The 14,223-nt window shown below is 56.6% G+C and carries 15 protein-coding genes; 8 read left to right on the forward strand and 7 right to left on the reverse strand.

Features of this window, described 5'->3' with window-relative positions; genetic code table 11:
• Positions 1 to 107 precede the first annotated feature (107 nt).
• Both edd and kdgA read left to right on the forward strand, forming a co-directional pair.
• The gene (gene edd, locus ACVCAM_RS09300) at positions 108 to 1,919 is read left to right on the forward strand and encodes a phosphogluconate dehydratase (RefSeq protein WP_023325516.1); all 1,812 of its coding nucleotides are present in this window, start codon (positions 108 to 110) and stop codon (positions 1,917 to 1,919) included.
• Positions 1,920 to 1,958: 39 nt separating this feature from the next.
• Positions 1,959 to 2,600 (forward strand): bifunctional 4-hydroxy-2-oxoglutarate aldolase/2-dehydro-3-deoxy-phosphogluconate aldolase, encoded by a 642-nt coding sequence (gene kdgA / locus ACVCAM_RS09305; protein ID WP_008500459.1) that lies wholly within the window; start codon positions 1,959 to 1,961, stop codon positions 2,598 to 2,600.
• A gap of 41 nt (positions 2,601 to 2,641) precedes the next feature.
• Here kdgA and purT read toward each other — a convergent pair whose 3' ends face one another.
• On the reverse strand, positions 2,642 to 3,820 hold the full coding sequence (gene purT, locus ACVCAM_RS09310) for a formate-dependent phosphoribosylglycinamide formyltransferase (protein WP_025910065.1): 1,179 nt from the start codon (positions 3,818 to 3,820) through the stop codon (positions 2,642 to 2,644).
• Between the two features lie 171 nt (positions 3,821 to 3,991).
• Between purT and ACVCAM_RS09315 the strand changes: the two genes are divergently transcribed.
• Together ACVCAM_RS09315 and ptrB are read left to right on the forward strand one after the other, a co-directional pair.
• On the forward strand, positions 3,992 to 4,642 hold the full coding sequence (locus ACVCAM_RS09315; RefSeq protein WP_021240435.1) for a tellurite resistance TerB family protein: 651 nt from the start codon (positions 3,992 to 3,994) through the stop codon (positions 4,640 to 4,642).
• A gap of 85 nt (positions 4,643 to 4,727) precedes the next feature.
• On the forward strand, positions 4,728 to 6,788 hold the full coding sequence (ptrB, locus tag ACVCAM_RS09320; RefSeq protein ID WP_023293953.1) for an oligopeptidase B: 2,061 nt from the start codon (positions 4,728 to 4,730) through the stop codon (positions 6,786 to 6,788).
• On the opposite strand, the gene exoX is transcribed toward ptrB, so the two are convergent.
• From exoX to ACVCAM_RS09335, 3 genes are all read right to left on the reverse strand, one after another.
• Positions 6,785 to 7,447: an exodeoxyribonuclease X gene (gene exoX / locus ACVCAM_RS09325; RefSeq protein ID WP_008500463.1), complete on the reverse strand. Its 663-nt coding sequence runs from the start codon at positions 7,445 to 7,447 to the stop codon at positions 6,785 to 6,787. The genes ptrB and exoX overlap by 4 nt on opposite strands.
• 24 nt (positions 7,448 to 7,471) lie before the next feature.
• Complete coding sequence (locus tag ACVCAM_RS09330; protein ID WP_008500464.1) at positions 7,472 to 8,122, reverse strand: carbon-nitrogen hydrolase family protein; 651 nt, start codon at positions 8,120 to 8,122, stop codon at positions 7,472 to 7,474.
• 110 nt (positions 8,123 to 8,232) lie between these two features.
• The gene (locus tag ACVCAM_RS09335) at positions 8,233 to 8,463 is read right to left on the reverse strand and encodes a DNA polymerase III subunit theta (RefSeq protein WP_008500465.1); all 231 of its coding nucleotides are present in this window, start codon (positions 8,461 to 8,463) and stop codon (positions 8,233 to 8,235) included.
• 137 nt (positions 8,464 to 8,600) lie between these two features.
• Between ACVCAM_RS09335 and yobA the strand changes: the two genes are divergently transcribed.
• The 3 genes from yobA to ACVCAM_RS09350 are packed head-to-tail and all read left to right on the forward strand — an operon-like array spanning position 8,601 to position 10,198.
• Complete coding sequence (gene yobA, locus ACVCAM_RS09340) at positions 8,601 to 8,972, forward strand: CopC domain-containing protein YobA (RefSeq protein ID WP_025910073.1); 372 nt, start codon at positions 8,601 to 8,603, stop codon at positions 8,970 to 8,972.
• Between the two features lies 1 nt (position 8,973).
• On the forward strand, positions 8,974 to 9,843 hold the full coding sequence (gene copD, locus ACVCAM_RS09345; protein WP_407223471.1) for a copper homeostasis membrane protein CopD: 870 nt from the start codon (positions 8,974 to 8,976) through the stop codon (positions 9,841 to 9,843).
• Positions 9,844 to 9,859: 16 nt separating this feature from the next.
• Positions 9,860 to 10,198 carry a YebY family protein gene (locus ACVCAM_RS09350; RefSeq protein WP_407223470.1) on the forward strand — a complete coding sequence of 113 codons (339 nt, stop codon included), beginning with the start codon at positions 9,860 to 9,862 and terminating at the stop codon, positions 10,196 to 10,198.
• A gap of 405 nt (positions 10,199 to 10,603) precedes the next feature.
• On the opposite strand, the gene ACVCAM_RS09355 is transcribed toward ACVCAM_RS09350, so the two are convergent.
• A complete protein-coding gene (locus ACVCAM_RS09355; RefSeq protein WP_025910080.1) occupies positions 10,604 to 11,545 on the reverse strand; it encodes a VirK/YbjX family protein in 942 nt (313 codons plus the stop codon).
• A gap of 176 nt (positions 11,546 to 11,721) precedes the next feature.
• Between ACVCAM_RS09355 and pphA the strand changes: the two genes are divergently transcribed.
• Entirely contained in the window at positions 11,722 to 12,366 is a 645-nt protein-coding gene (gene pphA / locus ACVCAM_RS09360) for a protein-serine/threonine phosphatase (RefSeq protein ID WP_407223469.1), read from the forward strand.
• Between the two features lie 34 nt (positions 12,367 to 12,400).
• Here pphA and ACVCAM_RS09365 read toward each other — a convergent pair whose 3' ends face one another.
• Together ACVCAM_RS09365 and rsmF are read right to left on the reverse strand one after the other, a co-directional pair.
• Positions 12,401 to 12,640, reverse strand: a complete 240-nt coding sequence (locus ACVCAM_RS09365; protein WP_008500472.1) for a YebV family protein — start codon at positions 12,638 to 12,640, stop codon at positions 12,401 to 12,403.
• Positions 12,641 to 12,746: 106 nt separating this feature from the next.
• Positions 12,747 to 14,189, reverse strand: a complete 1,443-nt coding sequence (gene rsmF, locus ACVCAM_RS09370) for a 16S rRNA (cytosine(1407)-C(5))-methyltransferase RsmF (protein ID WP_032637786.1) — start codon at positions 14,187 to 14,189, stop codon at positions 12,747 to 12,749.
• Between the last annotated feature and the right edge of the window lie 34 nt (positions 14,190 to 14,223).

The raw sequence follows: 14,223 nt of genomic DNA on the forward strand, positions 1-14,223 counted from the left end.
AGTGATTTTGCCCCTGAGCTCCGGACAGCAAGCGTTTCAGCGTTGTTAACAACTGCCAGCGACTTTGTAAACTCCCGAGCCCGGACAGATAAATGAGAGGAGCTTTTATGAATCCGACATTGTTACGCGTAACACAGCGCATTATTGAGCGCTCGAAAGAGACCCGTTCGGCCTACCTCGCCCGGATTGAACAGGCGAAGAGCAACACCGTTCACCGTTCCCAGCTGGCCTGCGGTAACCTGGCGCACGGCTTCGCCGCCTGCCAGCCTGACGATAAAGCGTCGCTGAAAAGCATGTTGCGTAACAATATCGCCATCATTACCGCCTATAACGATATGCTCTCCGCGCATCAGCCCTATGAGGTTTACCCGGACATCATCCGTAAAGCGCTGCACAGCGTGAATGCGGTCGGCCAGGTGGCGGGTGGGGTACCCGCCATGTGCGACGGCGTGACGCAGGGTCAGGACGGTATGGAGCTCTCCCTGCTGAGCCGTGAAGTCATTGCCATGTCCGCGGCGGTGGGCCTGTCACACAACATGTTTGATGGCGCGCTCTATCTCGGCGTATGCGACAAGATTGTTCCGGGCCTGGTGATGGCCGCGCTGTCGTTTGGTCATCTGCCTGCGATCTTCGTGCCGTCGGGCCCAATGGCAAGCGGCCTGCCGAACAAAGAAAAAGTGCGCATTCGCCAGCTGTACGCGGAAGGAAAAGCAGATCGTCAGGCGCTGCTGGAAGCGGAAGCTGCATCCTACCACGCGCCGGGCACCTGTACGTTCTACGGTACCGCGAACACGAACCAGATGGTGGTGGAGTTTATGGGGATGCAGCTTCCGGGCTCGTCCTTTATCCAGCCGGATGCACCGCTGCGCAAGGCGCTGACCGAGGCTGCGGCCCGTCAGGTCACGCGTCTGACCGGAAACGGCAACGAATGGATGCCGATGGGCAAAATGGTCGACGAAAAAGTTATCGTCAACGGGATTGTCGCGCTGCTGGCCACCGGCGGTTCGACCAACCACACCATGCACCTGGTGGCCATGGCGCGTGCGGCGGGCATTCTGATTAACTGGGATGACTTCTCCGAGATCTCTTCCGTGGTGCCGTTGATGGCGCGCCTGTATCCGAACGGTCCGGCGGACATCAACCACTTCCAGGCCGCAGGCGGCGTACCGCTGCTCATGCGCGAGCTGCTGAAGGGCGGTCTGCTGCATGAAGATGTTAACACCGTAGCGGGCTTTGGCCTGCAGCGCTACACCCAGGAGCCATGGCTGAACAACGGCGAGCTGGACTGGCGCGAAGGGGCGACCGCATCTCTTGATGCGCAGGTTATCGCCACCATCGACAAACCTTTCTCTCCTCACGGTGGCACAAAGGTGCTGAGCGGTAACCTCGGTCGCGCGGTAATGAAGACCTCTGCCGTACCGGAAGAGAACCAGATTATCGAAGCGCCAGCGGTGGTATTTGAAAGCCAGCACGACGTATTACCTGCCTTTGACGCCGGTCTGCTCGACAAAGACTGCGTGGTAGTGGTGCGTCATCAGGGGCCTAAAGCCAACGGGATGCCAGAATTACATAAACTTATGCCACCACTTGGTGTATTATTGGACCGCCGTTTCAAAATTGCACTGGTGACCGATGGACGCCTCTCTGGCGCCTCAGGTAAAGTGCCATCAGCTATCCACGTGACGCCGGAAGCGTACGACGGCGGCCTGCTGGCGAAAGTGCGTGACGGTGACATGATCCGCGTTAACGGTCAGACAGGCGAGTTAACCCTGCTGGTGGATGACGCCGAGCTGGCGGCACGTCAGCCCCATATTCCTGACCTGAGCGCGTCGCGCGTGGGAACAGGACGCGAAATGTTTGGCGCACTGCGTGAGAACCTCTCCGGTGCTGAGCAGGGCGCAACCTGTATTACGTTTTAAGACGACTTGATTTTAACGATCTGGCGAGAGAAGACTCTGATGAAAAACTGGAAAACAAGTGCAGAAGCAATCCTGACCACTGGCCCTGTCGTGCCGGTTATCGTGGTAAACAAGCTGGAGCACGCTGTACCGATGGCGAAAGCGCTGGTTGCGGGCGGCGTTCGCGTTCTGGAAGTGACCCTGCGTACCGCCTGCGCGATGGATGCCATTCGCGCGATTGCCAAAGAAGTGCCGGATGCCATTATCGGTGCGGGTACCGTAACGAACGCAAAACAGCTGGCTGAAGTGACCGAAGCGGGCGCACAGTTTGCCATCAGCCCGGGCCTGACCGAGTCGCTGCTGAAAGCCGCCACCGAAGGTACCATTCCGCTGATCCCGGGCATCAGCACCGTTTCTGAACTGATGCTGGGCATGGACTACGGTCTGAAAGAGTTTAAATTCTTCCCGGCGGAAGCGAACGGCGGCACCAAAGCGCTGCAGGCCATTGCCGGTCCATTCTCTCAGGTACGCTTCTGCCCGACGGGCGGTATCTCTCCTGCCAACTACCGTGACTACCTGGCGCTGAAAAGCGTGCTGTGCATCGGTGGCTCATGGCTGGTTCCGGCGGATGCGCTGGAAGCGGGCGACTGGGATCGCATCACCAAACTGGCTCGCGAAGCGGTAGAAGGCGCGAAGCAGTAAGTCATTCGCCGCATGAAAAACGGGCCTTTCGGCCCGTTTTTTTATCCCGTTACCTTAACGCTTGCTGCGGCCGCTTTCGCTCTCGCCACGGCGTCATCAACGTTATCTCCGGTGGCTAACGCCACGCCAAGACGACGGGTTCCGTCGATCTCCGGCTTGCCGAACAAACGGACCTGCAACCCGGCACCCACCGCCGCGTCGACGTTATCAAACGTAACGTTCTGGCTGGTTAGCTGCGGCAGGATCACCGCCGAGGCGGCCGGGCCGTACTGACGGATACCGCCGACGGGCAGGCCGAGGAAGGCGCGCACGTGCAGGGCGAACTCGGAGAGATCCTGCGAAATCAGCGTGACCATGCCGGTGTCATGCGGGCGAGGGGAGACTTCGCTGAAGATCACCTCATCGCCGCACACAAACAGCTCCACGCCAAACAGGCCATAGCCGCCCAGCGCCAGGACGGTTTTACGGGCGATCGCCTGCGCACGCTCCAGCGCCAGGGCGCTCATCTGCTGCGGCTGCCAGGATTCGCGGTAATCGCCATCTTCCTGGCGGTGGCCAATCGGGTCGCAGAAATGGACGCCGTCAACGGCGCTGACGGTCAGCAGGGTGATCTCGAAATCAAACTTCACCACCCCTTCAACGATCACGCGACCGGCGCCTGCGCGGCCACCCTGCTGGGCGTACTCCCACGCCTTGTCCACCGTGCTGCTGCCGCGGATAAAGCTCTGTCCTTTACCGGAGGAGCTCATCACCGGCTTAACGATGCACGGGTAACCAATCTCCTCTACGGCCTGCAGGAATGCGGCCTTATCGCCAGCAAAACGATAGCTCGACGTGGGCAACCCGAGCTCTTCTGCCGCCAGACGACGAATGCCTTCGCGGTTCATGGTCAGCTTTGCGGCTTTCGCGCAGGGCACCACGCGCTGGCCTTCCTGCTCAAGCGCAATCAGCGTATCGGTGGCGATGGCTTCAATTTCCGGTACAACGAAATCAGGCTTCTCGCGTGAAATCAGCTCACGAAGGGCATCGCCGTCCAGCATGTTAATCACATAAGAACGATGGGCGACGTGCATGGCGGGTGCATCGGCGTAGCGGTCTACGGCAATGACTTCCACGCCTAAACGCTGGCACTCAATGGCGACCTCTTTTCCCAGCTCGCCCGATCCCAACAGCATCACTCGCGTCGCCGCAGGTCGCAGCGCGGTTCCTAAACGAATCATAACAATCCCCCTGAAAAAGTTGCGGGCAGTATAAACGAAAACGTTTGCGTCTGTCTTGTGCACGGTCAGGTGAGGGGAGAAGAAATTTGCGCTTCTTTAGCCCGCCCAGACATTTCCTGACGCCTGCTCGCTTACGCTGTGGAACATGTTCACCGTTAAGTGAGGAAAATCATGTCTGGCTGGCTAAATCAATTGCAATCACTGTTAGGGCAGAAAACGTCGTCTTCCGGCGAGCGGGATCTCAGCAAACTGCTGGTGCCCGGGGCGCTCGGCGGGCTGGCAGGCCTGCTGGTCGCGAATAAATCCTCGCGCAAGCTGCTGGCAAAGTACGGGACAGGCGCGCTGCTCGCCGGTGGGGGCGCCATTGCGGGCACCGTCCTGTGGAATAAATACAAGGACAGGGTCCGGACCGCGCATAGCGATGAACCGCACTACGGCGAGCACACCTCGCCGCTGGATCTGCGCACCGAAAGGCTCATTCTTGCGCTGGTTTTTGCCGCGAAAAGTGACGGACATATCGACGATAAGGAACGGCTGGCGATCGAACAGCAGCTGCGCGAAGCCGGCGTCGAAGAGAAGGGCAGAGCGCTGGTGGCGCAGGCCATCGAACAGCCCCTGGATCCGCAGCGTCTGGCGCAAAGCGTGAAAAATGAGGAAGAGGCGCTTGAACTCTATTTCCTCAGCTGTGCCGCCATCGATATCGATCACTTTATGGAGCGCAGCTACCTGAATGCGCTTGGCGACGCGCTGAAGATCCCGCAGGACGTGCGTGAGGGCATTGAGCGGGATATTCGGGAACAAAAACAGGCGTTACAGGGATAGTTCTCGCCGTTGCGACCCTGTTTCGCTTGCATCATGCGTGGGTTTTGCCAACCTTATAGGGTGTAAAACGAAAAAGAATGATGACATGCCACCGAAAGCCCGACGTATACCTTATGCGATCACCACGCATGGCGATACGCGTATAGACAACTATTACTGGCTACGGGACGATTCGCGCTCCCGGCCAGAGGTGCTCGACTACCTGCACGAGGAAAACGACTATGGCCGCAAGGTCATGTCCAGCCAGCAGACGCTTCAGGACCAGCTGCTGAATGAAATGGTGCAGCGTATTCCTCAGCGCGATATCTCCGCGCCCTGGACCAAAAATGGCTATCGCTATCGCCATATTTATGAGCCCGGCAACGAGTATCCCATCTACCAGCGTCAGTCGGTCCTGAGCGCCGAATGGGATGCGTGGGATATTCTGCTGGATGCCAATCAGCGCGCGGCCCACAGCGAGTTTTATACTCTGGGCGGCATGTCCATTTCGCCGGATAACGCGGTGATGGCGCTGGCGGAGGATTATCTCTCCCGTCGCCAGTACGGCCTGCGTTTTCGCAATCTGGACACCGGCAACTGGTATCCGGAAATGCTGGAAAACGTCTCCCCGGATTTTGTCTGGGCGAATGATTCCGAGACGGTGTACTACGTCAAAAAGCACGCCTCTACGCTGCTGCCCTATCAGGTATGGCGGCATACCATCGGAACGGACTCCGCAGACGACGAGCTGGTCTATGAAGAGAAAGACGAAACGTTCTATGTCAGCCTGCATAAAACCTCTTCGCGCCATTATGTGATTATCTTCCTGGCCAGCGCCACGACGTCGGAAGTCCTGCTGCTGGATGCCGAACTGCCCGACGCCCAGCCGCTCTGTTTCCTGCCGCGCCGAAAGGATCATGAATACAGCCTGGATCACTTCCAGCACAGCTTTTATCTGCGCTCGAATCGCGAGGGTAAAAACTTTGGCCTCTATAAAACCAAAGTACGCGATGAGCGCAAGTGGGAGGTGCTTATCCCCGCGCGGGATCAGGTGATGCTGGAAGGGTTTACCCTGTTCACCGACTGGCTGGTGGTGGAGGAGCGCCAGCGCGGGCTGACCAGCATCCGGCAAATCAACCGTAAAACGCGGGAAGTGGTGGGGATCGCGTTCGACGACCCGGCCTATGTGACGTGGATTGGGTTCAATCCCGAACCCGAATCATCGCGGCTGCGCTACGGCTATTCATCCATGACCACACCGGACACCCTGTTTGAGCTGGACATGGATACCGGGCAGCGTCAGGTGATAAAGCAGACCGAGGTTAAAGGGTTTGAGTCCGAAAACTACCGCAGCGAGCACCTGTGGGTCACCGCCCGGGATGGCGTCGAGGTCCCCGTCTCGCTCGTCTATCACAAAGCCCATTTCCAGAAAGGCAAAAACCCGATCCTGGTGTACGGCTACGGCTCCTACGGCTCCAGCATGGATGCTGATTTCAGCAGCAGCCGTTTAAGCCTGCTCGACCGCGGCTTTGTTTTCGCCATCGCCCATATTCGCGGCGGCGGTGAGCTGGGGCAGCACTGGTATGAGGACGGGAAATTCCTGAAAAAGAAAAACACCTTCAATGACTACCTCGACGTCTGCGATGCGCTGATTGATCAGGGCTATGGCGATCCGAAACTCTGCTTTGGCATGGGCGGCAGCGCGGGAGGCATGCTGATGGGGGCGGTGATCAACCAGCGTCCCGAACGCTTTAAGGGGATTGTCGCGCAGGTGCCGTTTGTCGATGTGGTGACGACCATGCTCGATGAATCCATTCCGCTGACGACCGGGGAGTTTGAAGAGTGGGGGAATCCGCAGGATGAGATTTACTACCGCTATATGAAAACGTACAGCCCTTACGATAACGTCGAGGCGAAAGCCTATCCCCACATGCTGGTCACCACCGGTCTGCATGACTCTCAGGTGCAGTACTGGGAGCCGGCAAAATGGGTGGCGAAACTGCGGGAGCTGAAAACCGACGATAACCTGCTGCTGCTGTGTACCGACATGGATTCCGGACACGGCGGGAAATCGGGACGATTTAAATCGTATGAAGGGGTGGCGCTGGAGTATGCCTTCCTGATTGGCCTGGCGCAGGAGACGCTGCCAGGCCGTGCAGAGCGTTAAGCTTCGCCCAGATAGTGCTTCAGCGTCAGGCGCAGTTCCGGGCTCATTTTGTCAAGGTTGTTATACAGCCAGCGCAAATAGCCCGGGTCTTTATCCGCAATATCCGACACCGCTCTGCCCCGGTATTTACCAAAGGTAAACGTGGTCAGCAGTGCGGGGCGTCCGGTAATCGTTGCCATATCGTCCGGCGTCCAGCCCGAGGTGTTCATAATATCGATGAGTAGCGCGGCGGTGATATAGCAGTCGTACAGGGCGCGGTGATGATGAAGCCCCTCAGGCGTGCGGACGCTGAGCTTGCGGGACTTGTACAGCGCCATGTTGCTGTATTTAATGCCCGGCCAGAGGCGACGCGCCAGCTTCATGGTACAAATCCATTCCCCCGGCATTTCAGGGAGCACCCGGCGGTCAAAACTGGCGTTATGCGCGACGTACCAGGGGCTACCGTAATAGTGGGGAATGATCTCTTCGATCCACGGCTTGTCCGCCACCATCGATTCGGTAATGCGATGGATAGCCATCGCCTGAGGGCTGATGGGGCGGTCAGGACGCACCAGATGGCTCATTGGGTTGACGATTTTACCATCAACCACGTCGACAGAGGCCACTTCCACAATTCCGCCCTGAAGATCGCAAGTTTCGGTATCGATGACGCGCAGCATTGAACACTCCTGAGCTTAAAACGCCTAGCCTAAAGGAATGATATCGCCTTGCCAACCCTCTCCGCCGAGCGTGCCGGTCAACAGCAGCTCGCCCTTATCCGCGCGAACGATCAGCTGGCCTTTTTCATCCCACAGCGCGCTACCGCCGCAGGCGTTCGCCATCAACACCGCTATGGCATATTTATGCGCGAAGCGCTGCAGGGTACTGATGGACTGCCGCCAGCGGTTATCCTCCACTGACTGACAGCTGGTAAACAGCGACGCTCTGGGATCGAGATTGGGGGAATCGGCATGCGCATCAATAATGCTGAGCTGTTTCTCTCCCGGCACCAGGCTGGCTCCGCCACCTTGCGGGTAGCGAAGGATGCGTTGACGAGCGGGGGTGAAGAGCGCGAGACCTTTCTGGCGCTGACCATCCCGCTCCACGGGGAGCCCGGCAATTACGGTTATTCGGTAACGATGCGCCGCGTCGAGCAGCGGTTCAAGCTGGGCGTCGCCGGGTGGGAGAGGTAACGTCGTCGTTCCCGAGCCTGTTAATGACAGTTCAGGAAACACCAGCAGATCGCACCCCTGCCGTGCTGCTTCGGCGATGAAGCGCAGGTGGTGCGTGATATGGTCATCGACACTCTGATGCTGCCCGCTATACTGGGCCGCCGCTATATTCCAATGTGACATCGTGACTTCCTTATACACTGAGTCGCAGGGATTTAAGAATACACCTAAATTTATCAGGGTTTTCTTATCCTGCCAGATTCAGCGTAAGGAAGTGTAACGGCTCGTTAAGCTTATTTAACTTTAGGTTCGTACGGTAAACGGGAGAGGTTGACCGAGGCGAGACGGTGGGCGATGAGTCTTTCGCGAAACCAGTCGCGCAGATGGGCGGGCTGTTCCCGTTCAACGACTTCAGCCACGACAGGCATGTTGTAACGCTCTTTAAACGCGACGCCAGCGGCAGCGAGATCGACATTCACTTTATCCATCTCGTCCTGTGGAAGGGCGGCCAGATTGATCTTCATTACCTTCTCCTTTTTATGCGGCGGCAACGTTACCGCGATTGCACGACGATGACAAGCGGAGGCAGGATGATCCTCGACTCGTTTATTATACAGCGTTATTCTTTAGCATACAGACATAACAAAAAGGAATGATTGCTATGTGTTTCTCCGCTTCCCGCGCGGTATGCGCACTGGTTTTTCTGGCCTCTACAATGATGACCCCCTCCGTGCTGGCGCATGCGCACCTTAAGCAGCCGATCCCGGCAGCGGACAGCGTGGTGAGCGCTCCGCAGGCACTGACGCTGAATTTTTCAGAAGGCATCGAACCGGAATTTAGCGGTGTGGTGGTGACGGATGCGCAAAAGCAGGTCATCAAAACGGGAACCGCCACGCGCGACGAAAAGAACAAGGCGCAGCTCACCGTTCCGCTGGACCAAACGCTGACGCCAGGGACGTACCAGGTAGACTGGCATGTCGTCTCTGTAGACGGTCATAAAACCAAAGGTAGCTATCACTTTAGCGTGAAATAGCATGCTGGCGCTGTGTTATATCGGGTTGCGCTTTATCCATTTCGGGGCGCTGATGCTGATTTTTGGCAACGCGCTTTACAGCGTCTGGTTTGCGCCTTCCTCTCTCCAGCGGCTGATGTCCCGACGTTTCCAGCTGCAGCAGAAAGTGGCGGCTTTTGTGAGCCTGGCGGCTGCACTCCTGATGTTTATGCTTCAGGGCGGGCAGATGGGTAACGGTTGGGGCGACGTATTTGCCCCACAGGTCTGGTCCGGCGTAATGAGGACACAGTTTGGCGGCGTCTGGCTTTGGCAAATGATTCTCGCTGCGATGACGGTCGCTGCAGCATGGCTCGCGCCGCTGAAGGGTTCGCGGCTGCTGCTGCTCGCCATGGGGCAGCTTATCCTGCTGGCGGGGGTAGGGCACGCGGCGATGAACGACGGTCCGATGGGGGCGCTGCAGCGCCTTAATCACGCTTTTCACCTGATCTGTGCTGCTACCTGGCTTGGCGGATTACTGCCCCTGCTGTTCTGCATGCGTCTGGCGAACGGGCGCTGGCAGAATGCCGCCATCTATACCATGATGCGCTTCTCGCGCGTGGGCCATTATGCGGTCGCGGGCGTGCTGCTCAGCGGAGCGATCAATGCACTCATGATACTGGGCGTCCATATTCCCTGGCAGGCTGACTACGTGCAGTTTTTGTTTTTCAAATGTGCGCTGGTGGCGTTGATGGTGGTAATTGCGCTGGCAAATCGGTATTTTCTGGTGCCACGGTTTCGTCCGGAGACCGGGCGAGCACAACAGATTTTTATCAGGATGACACAGGCAGAAGTGGTGCTGGGGGCGCTGGTACTGGCAACGGTCAGTCTGTTCGCCACCTGGGAACCCTTCTGACAAGGTTAAATATCATATGAAAAAGACAGTACGTTCTCTCATATTGCTGGCCTGCACGGGGAGCGCGTTTGCCGCACCGCAGGTTATCACCGTCAGCCGTTTTGAAGTGGGTAAGGACAAATGGGCCTTCAACCGTGAAGAGGTGATGCTGACCTGCCGTCCGGGCCATGCGCTGTATGCCATCAACCCGAGCACGCTGGTGCAATACCCGTTAAATGAAACCGCCGAGCAGCAGGTGGCCAGCGGAAAGAACAGCGGCCAGCCGATTAGCATCATTCAGATCGATGACCCGGCGAATCCGGGACAGAAAATGAGCCTGGCCCCGTTTATCGAGCGCGCCGACAAGCTCTGCTAACGTTCAGGTTCCCAATAAAAAACCGCAGATGCTTGCGAAAGCACTGCGGTTTTTCACATTTTATGATGCTCTGGCGCTTTTTTTCCGACCGCTTTAGCTGTGGACTGGAAAACCTGGCGTCGTCATCTATTCTTAAAAGGCAAGGCGACTTAGCCTGCATTAATGCCAACTTTTAGCGCACGGCTCTCTCCCAAGAGCCATTTCCCTGGACCGAATACAGGAATCGTATTCGGTCTCTTTTTATCTGCATGAAAGTAAAAGACTAATCCTTTCGTTGTCTCAGTTCTGCAGCGCACGTTCTGTACGTCTGGTTAAAACATAACACATTACGGCATGCTGTAGTCCAGCCCTTTTTGCCTGTTTTGTTAAATTTTCGTGTGCAATTCAGTAAAGCGCGTGCGGGGTCTAAAAGTACGACCTAACCGACGCCTCGATTTCATCAAGCAGCTCAAAGCGACGGCGGTATTCAGCGCGTTTTTTACTGGCAATTTCTTCAAGGGATTTGCGCTCCATATGCAGCGGGAGCTGCCAACTGAAGGTCGAGCGTTTTTGACCGTCAATAGAAGCCCAAAACTCGTCGTAGCTGGCATGGAAATGACGACCTTTACTCAGACGATAGCGCAGCGCGCGGAAGATATGCCCTTCATCGCTGACTGCGTAAATGGCTTTCATGCCGGAGAGGGTTGCAAGCTGGAAAAGCACTTCCATCAACACGCGTTTCGGGAAAAGACCATGGCAGGCACGGGTCGCCTGTTTGATCACATCGCGGGATACGCTGCGGCGCGGGCCCTGAAGACCCCCAATCACCAGCGCATATTCTCCGTTTTCACGCGTAACGCAAAACGTCACGCTCGCAAGCAGGGTATTTTCGTTATCACGCAGCCACAGCGTACACTCGCCCTCACGCTCTGCTTTACTGGCGTTCATGGCATTAACGTTATAGCTCACGCCATCTTTAGCATGAAACTCAACAATGGATTGTTCTTGCGGCCCGGTTAAGGCGGCGATTAGCCCGGCATCTCTCAGGGAGTCAATCCACTGATAATGGGTGATGATGGCATTGGCCCGTGCGTTGGCATTCATCCCCCGCATGAGATACTGGCGATGCGTTTTGCTCGGCAGGGTGATTTGCGAAGCCAGCAGCTGGTCGAAATCGTTGCGGCGAGCCAGTGCATCGAGCATGCGATGCGTGGAAGACCAGAACAGCAGTGAACGTAACAGAAATTTGAGACGGTACTCGCGTTTTTGCCAGATAGGACCTGGAACGAGTTTACCTTTCACCAGTTCGGAAATGATATGGGTACGATGCGAATGTGGCGCATCTTCTTGCAGGCGCTTATTTGACACGGAAAGACCTCAAAGTTTATGCAATGCATATTTTAGGGGCATGCAAAAGTGTATTAATACTGGTGAAATATTTATTTATCCTTAGTTTACTGTTTGTTTAACTTTATGAAAAGCGCTCCAGCGGAGCTTCCCTGCGCATATGCTAGCTGCAGCTACACTCTCTTGTGGGAGGTTCTATGTATGAGCGAATAGATGGTCGAAAGTGGCGTCACGTCTGGGTGGTCAGCGATATACATGGCTGTTATCAGCGGCTTATGGATGAGCTTAAACGCCGTCATTTTAATCCGTATGAGGATTTGCTTATTTCCGTTGGGGATATGATCGATCGCGGTCCGGACAGCGTTAAATCATTACAGCTTATCAATGAAAAATGGTTTCGTGCCGTCCGGGGCAACCATGAGCAAATGGCGCTCGACAGTCTGGATAATAACGATTTTTCACTCTGGACAATGAATGGCGGAATATGGTTCAGGCAACTTGAACGGGACCAGCAACAGCTTGCGCTGTCGTTGCTCGAAGCCTGTCGCGATTTACCGCATATCATCGAGGTAACCTGTGCGAACGGTCTGAACGTGATTGCCCATGCGGATTATCCGGCAGCGGAATACCGCTGGCAAAAACCGGTGAGCGCCCAGCGCGTTTTATGGGATCGCGATCGGTTGACGGGGTTTATGGTGGGTAAAGGGCAGGGCATCAGCGGTGCGGATCATTTCTGGTTCGGACATACGCCCGTCGACAGAAGGTATGATTTTGACAATCTCCACTACATTGATACGGGCGCCGTATTTGACGGTTACTTTACGCTGGCGCAGCTGCAGTAATAAATAACCCGCCTTCGGGCGGGTTCTCTTTAGGTCAGGCAAGACGCATGACCCAGGCATCGGTTTTACTATCGTAATGCTCACGGTAAAGAACAGAATGTTCGCCATCAAGTATTGCCGGGACGCTGGTGTCTGCATCCCATGCATCGAGCTGCATGCACAAATCCGGGTCGGATTTGCAGGGAATACTTAACGTTCGATCGCCTTGCGCTTCGCCGCGCAGTTCTGCGTCGTCGATCTCAAAAGCGCCAATACGCACGCTGGTTTTCGTCATAGTGCTCTCCGGGTCGGTTGTCAAAATCTGGTATGACCAGTACGGCCACCCATTTTTGATCGTAGACAAGGAGAGCAAAATCGCCAGTAAAAAAATGCGCTTTTTTTCAGGCCGAGCGATCGTTACCGGTAAACAGTCGTCCATCCCGGACCAGCTCGCGCGGATAGCTGTTTTTCAGTCGTGAACCGACTTTTTTTGCCAGCCCGAGCGGGTATCCCTGATACGTCACGATCACTTCATCGCCTGATGGCGTGCTGTCAGGATAGACATCGCGACCACGGTACCACTCTTCGGCTTCCTGATGCGTCAGGGCAAAGGCATTCTCGTGCCCGGCAAGGGCGATGACGGCCTCATGCTGCCAGCGATAGCCTTTATTATGCACTTCCGTCAGGCGGATCCCGATTCGGGAAAAACGGACCTTTCCGATGAGCGGTTCGATCTCAGCCGGGAACAGCCATACCTCTTTATCACGGATCCAGAGGTGCAGGCTCTCATCCCAGACCAGGCCAACCTTTTCGGCGGCGGCGACAAGCTGTGCTGCATCGCGCCCTTTGAGGGGGGCAAACGGGAAGGTGCCGACCTTGAATTTGGGTGCGGGCAGGGGAGCAACCGCCTGCGTTTTACGCAGACGTGCCACAAAGAAGCCTTCGCAGTCGTAAATCTGCGGGAATACGTGGAGGAAACCCTCCGGCGTAATCGCCTCCTGTGCTGAGACAAACAGATCGTTAAGCGGCAGGAATTCGACCGCATCCGGGTATTGCGCTTTCAGCCACAGGCAGACGTCTTCGTTTTCATCGCGGTTTAAGGTGCACGTTGAATAGACCAGCGTGCCGCCTGGGCGAAGGGCATGGAATGCGCTTTCGATCAACTCCCGCTGCGTGGCGGCGATCTCAAGGTTGCTTTCCACGGACCAGTTCTTTAACGCATCGGGATCTTTACGCACCACCCCTTCGCCGGAGCAGGGAGCGTCCAGCAGAATGGCGTCGAAGGCTTCCGGCAGGGCAGCGCCAAACACGCGGCCGTCGAAGTGCGTCAGGGCAACGTTATGAATACCGCAGCGGCTGATGTTGGCATGCAATACCTTCACGCGGCTGGCGGAAAACTCGTTGGCGAGGATCGCGCCCCGGTTACCCATACGGGCGGCAATCTGCGTGGTTTTTGAGCCGGGCGCCGCGGCCACATCCATCACGCGCTCGGGCGCATTGCCATCGGCGAACAGGGCTGCCACCGGCAGCATCGAGCTGGCTTCCTGGATATAGAACAGGCCGCTCAGATGTTCAGCGGTGCTTCCCAGCGGCACGGCGTCTTCGTCATCGCGCTCGATCCAGAACCCCTCAGCGCACCACGGTACCGGCGTAAGCTGCCAGCTGTAGGGCGCGACCAGCGCCAGAAAATCCTCGACGCTGATTTTCAGCGTGTTGACGCGAATACTGCGGCGTAACGGACGCTGGCAGGCGGCGATAAAATCGTCTAACGACAGGTGAGAAGGAAGCGCCTCGCGCATCTGCGCCAGGAATTGTTCAGGAAGAAATACGGAGTTTTGAGCCACGGGCACACCACAGGGAAAAGTTCAGGTGCGCAGT

The organism is Enterobacter sp. CFEC122 (genome assembly GCF_052983755.1).